We start from the raw sequence: 13200 nt of genomic DNA on the forward strand, positions 1-13200 counted from the left end.
CGTTGCGGCGGCACATTGTTGCAGCCACGGAGAGGGACGCTTCGTCAGGCCGCCACCGTGGCACGGAAGAGTGTGCCCGATCCCGTGGCTTCCACCGCTTCGGCGGCCGGTACGTAGACGGACTGCCCGGGGGCCAGGTCGAGTTCGCCGACCCGGACCGCGCCCGCGGTGCAGAGGAGGATCTGCGGGGTGGGGGCGGTCAGTGCGGCGGGCGCGGCGCCGGGCGCGAGGGTGTAGCGGGAGAGGGCGAACTCGTCGACCGGGGTCTCGTACCGCTCCTCGCCGGAGGGTGCGGCCTCGGGGCGCAGGACGCCGGGTTCGGTGGCCTCGAAGCGGACGATGCGCAGGAGTTCGGGGACGTCGATGTGCTTGGGCGTGAGGCCGCAGCGCAGGACGTTGTCCGAGTTGGCCATGATCTCGACGCCGAGGCCGTCGAGATAGGCGTGCGGGACGCCGGCGCCGAGGAAGAGGGCTTCGCCGGGCTGGAGTTGGACGTAGTTCAGCAGCATCGCGGCGAGGACGCCGGGGTCGCCGGGGTAGTGGTGGGCGATGCGGGCGTACGGGGCGTGGGGGCCGCCGAGGCGTTCGCAGGCGGCCGCCGCCTCGGCCACGGTGCCGGCCATCTCGGCCGGGTCGGCGCCGAGGATGGCCGTGAGCACCTCGCGGAGGGCGGCCTCCTCGGGGTGGGCGCGGAGGAGGTCGACGTACGGCTTCAGGGAGTCGACTCCCAGGGCCTCCATCGCGTCCGCCGCCTCGGTGGGCCTGCGGAAGCCGCAGAGGCCGTCGAAGGGGGTGAGGGCGCAGATGAGTTCGGGCTTGTGGTTCGCGTCCTTGTACGTGCGGTGGGGGGCGTCGATCGGAACGCCCCGGGCCTCCTCGTCCTCGTAACCCCTGCGGGCCTGGTCCAGGTCGGGGTGGACCTGGAGGGAGAGAGGGGCGCCGGCCGCGAGGAGCTTGAGGAGGAAGGGGAGGCGGGGGCCGAGCCTAGCTACGGTGGCCGCGCCGAGTTCGCCTTCGGGGTCTGCGGCGATGACGTCGGTGAGGGGGAGGTCCGCGGAAGTGGTGCCTGTCGCTGAGCGGGTTATGCGGGAGGGGGCTCCCGGGTGGGCGCCCATCCACATCTCGGCCTGCGGTTCGCCGGTGGGGGCGGTGCCGAGCAGGGCGGGGATGGCCGTGGTGGAGCCCCAGGCGTAGGGGCGCACGGTGTTGGACAGCCGGTCCATGGAGTCGTCCTCGCTGGTGGGTTGTGCGGCGTGTGGTGCTTCTCGTTACGTGGGCCTTGATGCCAGAGCCACGTAAACGGCGGCGAAATCCGTGATGGCCAGCAGTTCGGCCAGCGTCTCCAGGTCGCTGCCCTGCTCCGGTTCCAGTTCGCTGACCGGGGTGTCGTGGCCGAGGGCCAGTTCACGGGCCGCCGGGTAGGCGCTGAGGCCGCCCGTCGGGCGGTCCCTCAGCAGGACGACCCTGGCCCGGAGGGTCTCGCCCTCCTCCACCCGGTCGCGGAAGAAGTCGTCCGGGTCGGCGCCGGCCGCGAAGTCCCCGGCGAGCAGGGTGCCGTGCGACGGCAGCGCCTCGGGGAGTTCGGCGGCGAGGGCGGGGCGGCCCGCGAGCTCGGACAGTACGGCGGCGAAGCGGCGGCCGACCGGGCCCGCGGCGGCGCCCTCCGTCCACAGCAGGGGCAGGCTGTCGGCCAGCTCGGCGGCGAGCGTCTTGGCCGGGTTGCTGTACGTGGCGATGGCCGGACCGCAGCGTTCCGCGGTGCGGTCCAGGCGGTCGGCCACCTTCTGCAGCTCCTCGGCGGAGGCGGTCACCAGGCCGACCCGGTCGAGCAGGGCCAGCAGCGGGGTGAGCAGCGCCCAGAGGGTGCCGGGGCCGGCGGCCGAGACCTCCGCGTCGTACTCGCCGTGCGGGGCGGCCGCCATCGGCACCACCAGGCCGTGCACCCCGTCGACCGCCTCGCGCAGCGGTGAGCGGGTGGGGGCGACGGCGACGACGGTGCAGCCGCGGCGGTACGCCTGCTCGGCGAGGAGGGCGAGGCCGGGTTCCGAGCCGTCGGCGGTCGCGATGAGGAGGAGGTCCACGGAGCCGGCCCAGCCGGGCAGGGTCCAGCGCAGGGCTCCGGGGGCGGGGGCGACGCCCGTGGGGTGGATCCGGGCCACGGGGGCGGCCGCGCCCGCGAGTGCGCCGATCAGGTCGGCGACGCCGGATGCGGCGGTGCCGGGGCCGGCGACGAGGACGGCGCGGGGGCGGCCCTCCGGGTTCAGGCCGCCGATGCCGGCTTCGGCGGCGTGCCGGGCGGCGGTACGGACCCGGGCGCCGGCCTCGGCCGCGCCGCGGAGCAGGTCGCGGCGGTCGGCCCTGGCCAGGGCTTCCGGGGCGTCGAGCAAGGACTCGTCGAGCATGGCGGTGGGCCTCCGATCACCGGGCGGGGTGCGGGATGCGGGTGCGGGGGTCGGTGGCGGGGGCCTTGCCCTTACGGGGGTGGGCGCGGGGTCTGGTGCGTGCGCCCTGCTCTCCGGTCGGGCCGGGGCCGTGCCGCGGTGGGATGTGCCCGTACGCGCTTCGCTCGCGGTCAGGCGGGGCGGCGGGCCTCGTCGACGAGCAGGACCGGGATGCCGTCCCGGACCGGGTAGGCCAGGCCGCAGTCGGCGCCGGTGCAGAGCAGCTCCGGGCTGTCGGCCGCGGTGCGGTCGTCGAGCGGGGAGTGGCAGGCCGGGCAGGCCAGGATCTCCAGGAGGCCGGCTTCGAGCGGCATGGGGTGGGTCCCTTCGAGCGGTGCGGTTCTGATTCACGTGGATCAGGCGTGGTCAGCCTACCGCTGGGGGGACGAGGGCGCGGGTCGGCCGGGGGTGGGGTTCTGGGGATGGGGCGGTGGGGTGGGGTGCCGGGGCGGGGTGCGGGTGGGGCGCCTGCGGCGAGCCTCTCCCCTACCCGCCCCTTCCCGAAACCGGGGCTCCGCCCCGAGCCCCGTTCGTCCTCAAACGCCGGACGGGCTGGAGTTTCGGGGGTCCGCCCCGGGCCCCGTTCGTCCTCAAACGCCGGACGGGCTGGAGTTTCGGGGGTCCGCCCCGGGCCCCGCTCCTCAAACGCCGGACGGGCTGGAGTTTCGGGGGTCCGCCCCGGGCCCCGCTCCTCAAACGCCGGAGGGGCTGGGGTGGGCGCCCGGACGGGCTGGATGGTGGGGGGCTGGGGTCCTCAGGAGCGGATCAGCGCCAGTACCTCGTCCCGTACCGTTTCCATCGTTTCCCCGTCCCTCGCCTCCACGTTCAGGCGCAGCAGCGGTTCCGTGTTCGAGGCGCGGAGGTTGAACCACCAGTCCGTGGACGTGACCGTCAGGCCGTCCAGGGTGTCGAAGGTGATGTCGTCGCGGTCGCTGTAGGCGGACCTGATCGCGGTGAGGCTGGCTGTCTGGTCGGCGACCGTGGAGTTGATCTCGCCGGAGCCGGCGTAGCGGTCGTAGGCGGCGACGAGTTCGGAGAGGGGACCTGGCTGGCCTCCCAGGGCGGCCAGGACGTGGAGGGCGGCGAGCATGCCCGTGTCGGCGTTCCAGAAGTCGCGGAAGTAGTAGTGCGCCGAGTGTTCGCCGCCGAAGATCGCGCCGTGCTCGGCCATCTCCGTCTTGATGAAGGAGTGGCCGACCCTCGTGCGGACCGGGGTGCCGCCGTTCTCGCGGACCACCTCGGGGACCGACCAGGAGGTGATCAGGTTGTGGATGACCGTGCCCCGGCCGCCGTTGCGGGCCAGTTCGCGGGCGGCCACCAGCGCCGTGATCGCGGACGGGGAGACGCCCTCGCCCCGTTCGTCGACGACGAAGCAGCGGTCCGCGTCGCCGTCGAAGGCGAGGCCGAGGTCGGCGCCCTCGGCGAGGACGCGGGCCTGGAGGTCGACGATGTTCTTCGGGTCGAGGGGGTTGGCCTCGTGGTTGGGGAAGGTGCCGTCGAGGTCGAAGTAGAGCGGGACCAGGTCGAGGGGCAGGCCCGTGAAGACCGTGGGGACCGTGTGGCCGCCCATGCCGTTGCCCGCGTCGACGACGACCTTCAGGGGGCGGATCGCCTTGAGGTCGACCAGGCCCAGGAGGTGGGCCGCGTAGTCGGTGAGGGTGTCGCGTTCCGTGATGGTGCCGGGGGTGGCGGACGCGGCGGGCTGCGGGGCGCCTTCGGACCACTGTTCCACCAGCGTGCGGATCTCGCGGAGGCCGGTGTCCTGGCTCACCGGTGCCGCTTCCGCCCGGCACATCTTGATGCCGTTGTACTGCGCGGGGTTGTGCGAGGCGGTGAACATCGCGCCCGGCAGGTCCAGCGCGCCCGACGCGTAGTACAGCTGGTCCGTCGAGCAGAGGCCGATCAGCGTGACGTCCGCCCCGCGGGCCGCCGCGCCCCGGGCGAAGGCACCGGACAGGGCCGGCGAGGTGGGGCGCATGTCGTGGCCGATCACGATCGCGTCGGCCTCCGTGACCTGGACGAACGCCGCTCCGAACAGTTCGGCCAGCGACTCGTCCCACTGGTCGGGCACCACGCCACGTACGTCGTACGCCTTCACGAGCTGCGACAGATCAGCGACCACGGCCGGTCCTCCTGGTGTTTACGGGGAGCCCAAACTACCCGGCCGTAGGAAGCGTCAGGAGTCCGGGGAGCGCAGCACCCTCAGGTGGCCCCGGCGGGCCACTTCCACCGGGTCCGCGGAGCGCGGGCCCCTGCCGCCGCCGTCCGGTCTGCGGTCGTGCGGCCGGGCCGCTTCCCGTACCGCGTTGGCCAGCGCTTCCAGGTCGTCGCCGCTGGGGTGCGCGGGTGCGGAGCCGTCGGAGAGGCGCACCACCTCCCAGCCGCGTGGCGCGGTCAGCCGCTCACTGTGCTCGGCGCAGAGGTCGTAGCAGTGGGGCTCGGCGTAGGTGGCGAGCGGGCCGAGGACCGCAGTCGAATCGGCATAGACGTACGTCAGTGTCGCGACGGCAGGGCGGCCGCACGCGGTGCGCGAACAGCGACGTACAGGGCTCACGATGTTGGACGGTACCGCACTCTTGAGCGGGCTGCGACGACTCTCCCCCGGCTCACCCCACCGTGTCGCCCTGTGGTCCTCGCCACACGCCTGCCTCCGGCAACCCTCTGACCTGCGTCGCGGCGGGCGCGTGGGGCGGGGCGGGTGGTGCTGGGGAGCACGCGCCGGAGTGGATCCCGGCGTTCCACCGGCTCTCGGTGATCGGATCAGGGGCCTGAAAAGGGCTCAACCTTGGCCTGAATGTTCAACTGCGGACAGGAGCCCCACATCGGGGTGGACCGCCGGAATGTTCCGGCCGGGGGAACGCTCGCGGGAAGGTCCGGGGAAACGGTCGCGGGCCGCGTCCTCGGCACGATCGGGCCGTGCCCGGGAGCGTTACGCTGCGTCGGTGATGGACAGCTCCGTACCCTCCCCCCACCCGTTCGAGCCGCGGCCCCGGCGCCGCGATCGTCATGGCCGCGGCATGCGGGGGCCGGTCGCGCCGCCCCAGGTGCCGCTGTCGGCCAGCCGGGGCGAGGTCTTCCGCGATCTGGTCCAGGACTCGGTGGAGCGGCTGGAGCGGCGCTGGCCCCAGCTGGCCGAGGTCGACTTCGTCGTCCTGGATGTGCCCGGCGATCTGGAGGAGAGCGTTCCGCTCGGCAGTGCCGTATCGGCGGCCAAGGGGCGGCCGGCGCAGATCGTCGTCTACCGGCGGCCCGTCGAGATCCGCACCAAGAACCGCGACGAGCGCGCGCTCCTCGTCCACGAGGTCGTCGTGGAGCAGGTCGCCGAGCTGCTGGGGCTGGCCCCGGAGTCGGTGGATCCGCGGTACGGGCAGGACTGAGTACGGGCCCGGGCCAGTGCCAGGGCCCGGGCCAGTGCCAGGGCCCGGGTCCGCGCTGGGACCCGGACGCGTTTCACGGGCTGCCGTACGCCTCAGTCGTCCAGTACCGACAGGTCCTGGCGCGCCGACGGCACCACCACCGTGCCGCCGTCGTCCGGCAGCGTCTGGACCGTGAACATCTGTACGCCGTCCTCCGGGAGGACCAGCGCGCGTGACGCGTGGACCGGGCCGCCCGAGACCGTCTCCACCGTCAGCGCGTACGTGCCCTTGAGGCCGGCCGGGGGCTTCGGGGTGACGGCCATCGTCGTGCCGGCCTTGACCGTGTACGTCTGCACGGCCGCCTCGCCGCCTCCGCTCCCCGCCGACGTGGTCACCTTCACCTCGGCGTCCGCGCCGGGTGCCGCCAGGGAGAGCGTGGAGCCCTTGGCCCGGTTGTCGGTGACGCTCGCCCGGGCGCCGACCGGTCCGGTGGCCGGGATGTAGGCGTACTCCTGTTTGGCGCCGGTGCCCCGGACCACCTGGAGGGCGGCGACGATCGGGGTCGCTCGGTTCTTCTCCACCGGGGTGAGGCGGAGCGAGCCCGGTTCGCCCCGGGTGATGTCCTTCAGGTCGACCGTGGCGGTCATCCCGGACTTGATGTGGAGGGTGTCGTTCCCCGCCGGGGCGAACGTCGTGTTCTTCCCCATCAGCTGGATCTTCACGTCCGCGTCGCTCTCGCCGGGAGCGAACGCCACCAGCTGTACGGAGGTGGCGTCGGCCGGGATGCCGGGCATCACCAGCGTGCCGGAGGGGTCGGCGGCCGCCGTGAGCCAGTCGGTGCCCGAGCCGTCGTCGGCGGTCAGCAGGACCGCGCCGACCCGGCCGGAGCGGGTGGTGACATGGGCCGTGAGGTCGTTGACGGACTCGTCGGTGAGCGTGGAGAGCAGGAGCGCGACGCTGGAGCGGCCGGGCACGGTGATGCCGTCGCCGACCTCGGAGCTGACCGCGCCCTTGGCGCCGAACAGCTCGACGTCGGCCACGGCCGCGCCGTCGTCCGGGTTGGTGAGGTGGATGTAGTCCTGGCGCGAGCGCGCGGTGCTGGCGCCCGGGAACCAGAAGTCGGTGTCCGGCGCGGTGCAGCTGACCCCGAGGACGCCCCGCGCGCCGCCCGCGGTGACCGTGGTCGTCTGCTGGGCGGCCCAGCCGGGCGCCAGGGTTCCGGTGGCCGTGCCGACGAGGGCCGGGGCGGCGGAGCCGTTCGCGTCGGCGAGGACCGGCTTTCCGGGCTCCTTCACGGCGAGCACCGGCTTGTCGGCCTTGGCCTTCGCCTTCTTAGCGGCCTCCTCGGCCTTCTTCGCCTTCTTCGGGTCGGTCTCGATCTCGTCGTCGAGGGCCGCCAGGGCCGGCTTCAGCTCGGCGCTGTCCTTCGCGCCCTCACCTCCGCCCGGCTTCCCCGGCGGGGTGAACGAGGTGTACCTCGTCTCCGCCAGGTCGGAGGTGCTGGGTGCCGGGCAGACCAGGCTGGAGCGTTCGACCGGCAGCGAGGAGGCGCTCGCGGTCTCTTCGGCGGCCGGGCCTCCGGGCGCGTTGAGCGAGGCGAAGCCGGTGAGGGCGGCCAGGGCGACGGCGCCCGCGATCAGGGACAGCTGGGTGGACTTCACTCGGACTCGCCTCGCGATGCGTTACGGGTCTGCCAGGGGGCCTGGCCCGGGGTGTCGGGGTGCTCGCCGTTCCCGGCGGGGCGCTGGGCCGGGTTCTGGGCGGGGTTCTGGGCAGGATCGGCGTACGGGGGCTGCTCGCCGGTGTCGTACGAGGGCTGCTCGCCGGTGTACTGCCCGTACGGGTCGTACTGAGCGTGCTGGCCTTGCTGGGTCTGCTGACCGTGCTGGTCGTACGGGCCGGGGCCGCCGTACTGCTGCTGTCCGTACGGGTCCTGGTAGCCGGAGCCGGTGGCGGAGTAGCCGGTGGTGTCCTGCTGGGTGTACGGGTCCTGCTGGTACGTGGCGTACTCGCCCTGCTGGTAGGCGTCGGCCGACTGCCGGCCCGCGTCCTGGTACTGCTGCCCGTCCCACTCCCCGTAACTCTGCTGCGGGAGCGGCGGGTAGCCGGCCGTGGTCTCCTGCGGGTCGTACCCGCCGCTCTGCTGCTCCGGGATGTACTCCCCCGGACCCGAATCCGGGACGTACTCCCCCGGACCCGGACCCGCACCCGCACCCGGGCCCGGACCGGCCTCGTCCGCCGGGTGGCCCTCCTCCGGCGTCTCGGCTGCCGCCGCCTCCGCCTCGGCCGCCGCGCGGAGCCTGCGGGCCCGGCGGCCGTCGCCGTCCGCGTCGGCCGCGGCGACCGCGAGCGCCTCTTCCGGCAGGTCGTCGTCGATCTCCCGGCGGCGGCCCGGCAGGGCCATGACCACCAGGACCACGGCGAGCGCGCCCTGCGCCCAGAGCCAGACGGTGTGCGTGAAGGGAGCGTCGTACGTGAGGTCCAGGCGGCCGCCGCCCGCGGGCAGTTCGAAGCCCTGGGCCCAGCCGTCGACGGTCACGGGGGTCAGTGCCCGGCCGTCGACCGTGGCCTGCCAGCCGGGCGCGGCCTCGTCGGCGATCCGCAGGATGCGGCCCTCGTCGCCGGCCGGGATCTCGGAGTGCGCCTCGACCGGCCCGGAGCCGACCGGAAGGCGCTCGCCCTCACCGCCGGCCGGGACCACCATCACGCGGGCGACCTGGCGGTCCACCCGCCACAGGGCGCTGCCGTCGAGCTGGCTGAGGCGGCTGAGGCCCGGGGTCGTGTCCAGGACGCGGCTCATCTGGCGCGGTGCTCCGTCGCGTACGAGGACGTAGCGGACGGCGAAGTTGCCGAGCTGGCCGCCCTGGTCAGCGCCGGAGCCCGCGACCAGGTTGGCGACGACCTTGTCGAGGTGGCTGTTGGAGCCCGCCGCCTCGGTCAGTTCGCCGTCGCCGAGGCGCGCGCCGGAGCCGCGGACCAGGCTGTACGAGACGGAGCCGGGCGAGGTCCCGCCGAGGACCAGGGTGCGCGCCTGGTCCTGGGTCGAGCTCTCCTCGGCCACGAACGCGGGCACTTGTACGGGGTCGCGGCGCTCCAGCGGGCCGTCCGCGCCGCCGAACATCCAGCCGAAGGCGGCGAGCACCGGGGCGAGCCCGGCGACCAGGGCGATCAGGGCGGCGACGGGCTGACGCCAGCCGAAGCTCTGCTCGGCGACCCGGACCCGGGCGCCGTCCGCGCCGACGAGTGCGGCGGCGATCAGCGCGGCGCCGTAGACGAGGGTGGCGGGCCCGGCCCAGGTCGAGCCGTTGGCGAGCGCCGCGAAGAGCAGGCCGGTGAGCGCGGTGGCCCAGGCGGCCCGGACGGCGAACTGCCGCTCGCCGCGCAGCAGGGCCGCGAGCGCCGCCAGCACGATGCCGAGCAGCAGGAAGCTGCCGGCCGCCTTCGGGCCGCCGGGGCTGATGCCGAGCAGGTCGTACGCCGAAGCCGTCCCCGTACCGATGTCCAGGCCCGCTTCGCGCAGGAACGCGGACGGGTCGGTGAGGAGCGTGAGCGACCAGGGGGCCAGCGCCAGCATCGGGGTGCCGACGGCGGCGAGGAAGCGGAGTCCGTACGCCGTGATGTCACGGCGGCGCAGCGCCAACACGCCGAGGCCTAGGACCACGGCGAGCGGCCAGACGATCGGGGTGAACGCGGTGGTGATCGTGAGGAGCAGCGCGTACGCCCAGGTCGCGCGCCAGCTGCCGCGCGGCGCGTCCGGGTCGGTGCCGTCGCGGAACCCGTGGGCGGCGACGGCCGCGCGGGCGATCAGCGGGAGCAGCACGAGCAGGACGGCGGTGCCGAGGCGGCCGGTGGCCAGGGCGCCGGTCGCGGCGGGCAGGAAGGCGTACGCGACGCTCGCCCAGGCCCGCAGCAGCCGCGAGGGGAGCAGCGGGCGGGAGGCGAAGTACGCGGTGAGGCCGGCCAGCGGGACCGAGCAGACCAGCAGGGCGGCGACGGCGAGGCCGGTGGAGCCGAGGAAGAGGGCCGACAGGGCGGCGAGGAGCGCGAGGTAGGGCGGGGCGGTCGCGGTGGAGCCGGTGGAGATCGTGTGCCAGGCGTCCGCGTACCGGCCCCACAGCTCGCCGGCCTCCGCGGGGGCGGGCAGCAGCGCGCCGCCTGCCAGGGAGCCGCCGGTGAGCAGGTTGCGGCAGGCGATGAGGGACACCAGGAGCAGCAGGGCGAAGAGGACCGGGCCGGGTTTGCGGCCGATTCTCTTGAGCCGCGCGAACTGGTCGACCTCCAGGAAGTCGGCGTCGTCGCCGCCGGGGCCGGACTCGACGGCTCCGTGCCGTGAACCGCTCGACTCGGCCTCGCCCTTGTTGCCGAAGTTGCCCGCGACCTGTTCGACGGTGGCGCGGACGGTGGCGCCCGGCGGCGGGAAGAGCGCGCGCAGTTCGGCCGCGTCGACCGTGCCCTTTCCGCGGTCGCGGCGGGCGGCGAGGACGCGGCCGGGCCGGAGCAGGGTGCCGAGGAGGCCGGTGACCTCGTCGAGCGCCTGGCCGGGGACCTTGCCGACGAGGTAGGCGAGGGTCCGGAGGAGGGTGCCGACGACGAGCCGGAGCAGGACCCAGGGCAGGGCCTTGCCGCGCGCGTTGACGAGCATCGTGTAGGCCGCGCCCGCCTTGTCGACGCGGTGCGGGCCGGCGACCGAGCGGCCGGCGCAGTCGATGGGGCGGCGCTCGCGGGCGGAGGCCTCGGCGTGGCGCAGGACGGCGTCCGGGGCGACGAGGACGCGGTGGCCGGCGAGGTGGGCGCGCCAGCACAGGTCGACGTCGTCGCGCATCAGCGGGAGGTTGCGGTCGAAGCCGCCGAGCTCCTCGTAGACGTCGCGGCGGATGAGCATGCCGGCGGAGGAGACGGAGAGGACGGTGCGGACCTGGTCGTGCTGGCCCTGGTCCTGCTCGCGGCGGTCCAGGCCGGTCCAGCGGCGGCCGCTGTTGGCGATGGAGACGCCGACTTCGAGGAGCTGCTTGCGGTCGTACCAGCCGCGCAGCTTGGGCCCGACGATGGTGGCGTACCGGTCGGTGTCGACGACGCGCAGCATCTCGGCGAGCGCGTCGGGCTCGGGGGCGCAGTCGTCGTGGAGCAGCCAGAGCCACTGGACCGGTTCGCCGTGCGGCAGCTCGGGCAGGTCGTAGTTCTCGTCCACCCAGGCCCGGGTGGCCGGGTCCCAGCCGCCGGGGCGCTTGAGGTACGGCAGGTCGTCGGGGGTCAGCGGGCCCGCTGTGCGGACCGCCTCGTCGACGGCGGTGCCGAAGCTCGTACGGCGGGCGAGGTGCAGGACGCGGTCGCCGCCGAGCGCCTCGGTGACCAGCCGGGCGGAGTCGTCGGCGCTGCCGGTGTCGGCGGCGACGACGTTCTGTACGGGGCGTTCCTGCCCGAGCAGCCCGGCCAGCACGTCGGGCAGCCAGCGGGCGCCGTCGTGGGAGACGAGCACGGCGGTGACGACGTGCCGGGGGAACTCTGGGGCGGCGGCGGCCGCGTTCGGCGCCGCCGAGTGGCTGTGCACGGACATCGAGGTACGGGCCCTCCGGCCGGGTCCGGGGCGTATCCCCGGGGGCTGCATCGGTGTACACGCGCGCCCCGGCGGGGCGTTGGCGCATCTCGGACGGGGCCCCACACTAACGGTACGGATCCGCGGGGGTGGCCCGGAGCGGGTGAAGGCCCCCTGGTGCGCGGGCGGGTGCGCGGGCGTTCCGTGGGCGGTACGCGGATGAGCCGGACATGCCGACGGCCCGTCGCCCGCTCCCCGGGGAGGGAGTGGTGGGCGGCGGGCCGTCGGGGTGTGGTCCTTGAGGAGCCCTGCTCGGGAAAGGGCTGCCGGGGCCGGGCCGGGAGAGGCGCCTGGATCGATGGCCTTGTCGGGGCGCTCAGAGCCTTGTCGGGGCGCTCAGATCGCTGCCTTCTTCAGGCGCCGTCGTTCCCGTTCGGAAAGCCCGCCCCAGATGCCGAAGCGTTCGTCGTTGGCCAGCGCGTACTCGAGGCACTCCGACCGCACCTCACAGGCGAGACAGACCTTCTTGGCCTCGCGGGTGGATCCGCCCTTCTCGGGAAAGAAGGACTCGGGATCGGTCTGGGCGCACAGTGCGCGCTCCTGCCAGCCGAGTTCCTCATCCGCGTCCTCGACCAGCAGTTGCTGGAACAGCTCGGTCATGTGCGCCCCTCGTCTGTTTCTTGCGTCCCGCGATGCGGCCGCTACTGACTGGTCACGGCCGAACGACACGAGTGAAATTACAAGTGTGTATCTCCGAGGCAGTCAAGCGAGGATCTGCTATTGGCCCAGGGATTCACTCTGCGGAACCAAGCGTATGCAGAAAGTGTTCAAATCACCAAAAACCTGACATATGCCACGGGCCCCACTCCATCGCGCCTCCCCCCGGTCAAGACGATCAGGGGTGCCCTTGCGTTGCGATTCGATCACTGTAGCGATCAAGATCACAGTCAGATCACGGACCCACAACCACGTTTGGAGAGACGGGTGATGCGCCATGTCTCCCGCATTAGCGGTGAGCAAACCTTTCTGCTCGCGCGACAACCGGAAGGGGTGAAACATTGCCCCCATATCGGGCATCGAGTTGACAGGGAGCGATGGAGCCGGTCTCCTAGATCTCATGTCAGCGATCCCAGCGATGCACGTCACCCACGTCCGTGGGTTCCGCAGCGCTGTCCAGGCCCGCTGTTGCTGTTCCAGCTGTCACAGCTGTTGATGCCGTAGTGCTCCAGCTCTGATTTCAGCTCTCCCCCGTTTCTCCGGCTTCCCCGCGGCTCTTCTTCTCCGCAGCCGCGGCTGCCGACGCTTCACGCGACTCCCCGCACGTGCACCCCCCATGCCGAGGAACCACCGCACCCCATGAACAGCGACAGCGACCTTCAGATCGCCGGCGACATCCTTGAGGTCCAGCACCTCCTGCAGCCCGCCCGCGAGCATCCCTCCACCGTCTCCGAGTTCGTCGGCCTCGCCCGCTCCATCGCGGCCGACCGCTCGCGCTGGGCCGGACTCGTCCGGTACGACACCACCACCCGCTGGTACCACCGCCTCCAGACGGGCCCCGGCTACGAGGTCTGGCTGCTCAGCTGGGTGCCCGGACAGGGCAGCGGGCGCCACGACCACGGCCGCTCCGCCGGTGTACTCACGGTCCTCGAAGGCGAGTTGACCGAGCACACCGAGCGTGGCCATCAGGCGCTCGGTGCCGGAGCGCAGCGCGCCTTCGCCCCCGGATACGTCCACGAAGTGGTCAACGACTCGCTCGAACCGGCCGTCAGCCTGCACATCTACTACCCGGGTCTGACCGAGATGCCGATGCACGCCGCGCAATGCGCCCCGACGGCCGTGGATGTCGTACCCGCCTGACAAACTGCTGTGC

10 protein-coding genes are annotated in these 13200 nt (G+C 73.5%); 2 read left to right on the forward strand and 8 right to left on the reverse strand.

Going from position 1 to position 13200, the window contains the following annotated elements:
* Positions 1-44 precede the first annotated feature (44 nt).
* The 5 genes from manA to ACQP09_RS12120 form a co-directional block, all read right to left on the reverse strand.
* Complete coding sequence (gene manA, locus ACQP09_RS12100) at positions 45-1223, reverse strand: mannose-6-phosphate isomerase, class I (protein WP_433398328.1); 1179 nt, start codon at positions 1221-1223, stop codon at positions 45-47.
* A gap of 45 nt (positions 1224-1268) precedes the next feature.
* The gene (locus ACQP09_RS12105; RefSeq protein ID WP_433398331.1) at positions 1269-2402 is read right to left on the reverse strand and encodes an SIS domain-containing protein; all 1134 of its coding nucleotides are present in this window, start codon (positions 2400-2402) and stop codon (positions 1269-1271) included.
* A gap of 170 nt (positions 2403-2572) precedes the next feature.
* Complete coding sequence (locus ACQP09_RS12110; protein ID WP_356168503.1) at positions 2573-2755, reverse strand: Trm112 family protein; 183 nt, start codon at positions 2753-2755, stop codon at positions 2573-2575.
* Positions 2756-3195: 440 nt separating this feature from the next.
* The gene (locus ACQP09_RS12115; protein ID WP_433398333.1) at positions 3196-4563 is read right to left on the reverse strand and encodes a phosphomannomutase/phosphoglucomutase; all 1368 of its coding nucleotides are present in this window, start codon (positions 4561-4563) and stop codon (positions 3196-3198) included.
* Positions 4564-4617: 54 nt separating this feature from the next.
* Positions 4618-4995, reverse strand: coding sequence for a DUF3499 domain-containing protein (locus ACQP09_RS12120; RefSeq protein WP_433398335.1), 378 nt, complete (start codon positions 4993-4995; stop codon positions 4618-4620).
* Between the two features lie 463 nt (positions 4996-5458).
* Between ACQP09_RS12120 and ACQP09_RS12125 the strand changes: the two genes are divergently transcribed.
* Complete coding sequence (locus ACQP09_RS12125) at positions 5459-5818, forward strand: metallopeptidase family protein (RefSeq protein ID WP_432151888.1); 360 nt, start codon at positions 5459-5461, stop codon at positions 5816-5818.
* A gap of 92 nt (positions 5819-5910) precedes the next feature.
* On the opposite strand, the gene ACQP09_RS12130 is transcribed toward ACQP09_RS12125, so the two are convergent.
* From ACQP09_RS12130 to ACQP09_RS12140, 3 genes are all read right to left on the reverse strand, one after another.
* Positions 5911-7458, reverse strand: a complete 1548-nt coding sequence (locus ACQP09_RS12130; protein ID WP_433398337.1) for a DUF5719 family protein — start codon at positions 7456-7458, stop codon at positions 5911-5913.
* The gene (locus ACQP09_RS12135; RefSeq protein ID WP_433398339.1) at positions 7455-11351 is read right to left on the reverse strand and encodes a glycosyltransferase; all 3897 of its coding nucleotides are present in this window, start codon (positions 11349-11351) and stop codon (positions 7455-7457) included. Before ACQP09_RS12135 ends, ACQP09_RS12130 begins: the two co-directional genes overlap by 4 nt.
* A gap of 375 nt (positions 11352-11726) precedes the next feature.
* Positions 11727-11990 (reverse strand): WhiB family transcriptional regulator, encoded by a 264-nt coding sequence (locus ACQP09_RS12140; protein WP_014046372.1) that lies wholly within the window; start codon positions 11988-11990, stop codon positions 11727-11729.
* Positions 11991-12686: 696 nt separating this feature from the next.
* Here ACQP09_RS12140 and ACQP09_RS12145 point away from each other — a divergent pair.
* A complete protein-coding gene (locus ACQP09_RS12145) occupies positions 12687-13187 on the forward strand; it encodes a cysteine dioxygenase (protein ID WP_237326213.1) in 501 nt (166 codons plus the stop codon).
* Positions 13188-13200 lie beyond the last annotated feature (13 nt).

This window comes from Streptomyces sp. CA-146814 (genome assembly GCF_050942385.1).
Taxonomy (GTDB): domain Bacteria; phylum Actinomycetota; class Actinomycetes; order Streptomycetales; family Streptomycetaceae; genus Streptomyces.

Coding starts and splice junctions, on each gene's coding strand:
- ACQP09_RS12110 (WP_356168503.1), bottom strand. CDS start 2,755: ATGCCGCTCGAAGCCGGCCTCCTGGAGATCCTGGCCTGCCCGGCCTGC.
- ACQP09_RS12140 (WP_014046372.1), bottom strand. CDS start 11,990: ATGACCGAGCTGTTCCAGCAACTGCTGGTCGAGGACGCGGATGAGGAA.
- ACQP09_RS12135 (WP_433398339.1), bottom strand. CDS start 11,351: ATGTCCGTGCACAGCCACTCGGCGGCGCCGAACGCGGCCGCCGCCGCC.
- manA (WP_433398328.1), bottom strand. CDS start 1,223: ATGGACCGGCTGTCCAACACCGTGCGCCCCTACGCCTGGGGCTCCACC.
- ACQP09_RS12145 (WP_237326213.1), top strand. CDS start 12,687: ATGAACAGCGACAGCGACCTTCAGATCGCCGGCGACATCCTTGAGGTC.
- ACQP09_RS12105 (WP_433398331.1), bottom strand. CDS start 2,402: ATGCTCGACGAGTCCTTGCTCGACGCCCCGGAAGCCCTGGCCAGGGCC.
- ACQP09_RS12125 (WP_432151888.1), top strand. CDS start 5,459: ATGCGGGGGCCGGTCGCGCCGCCCCAGGTGCCGCTGTCGGCCAGCCGG.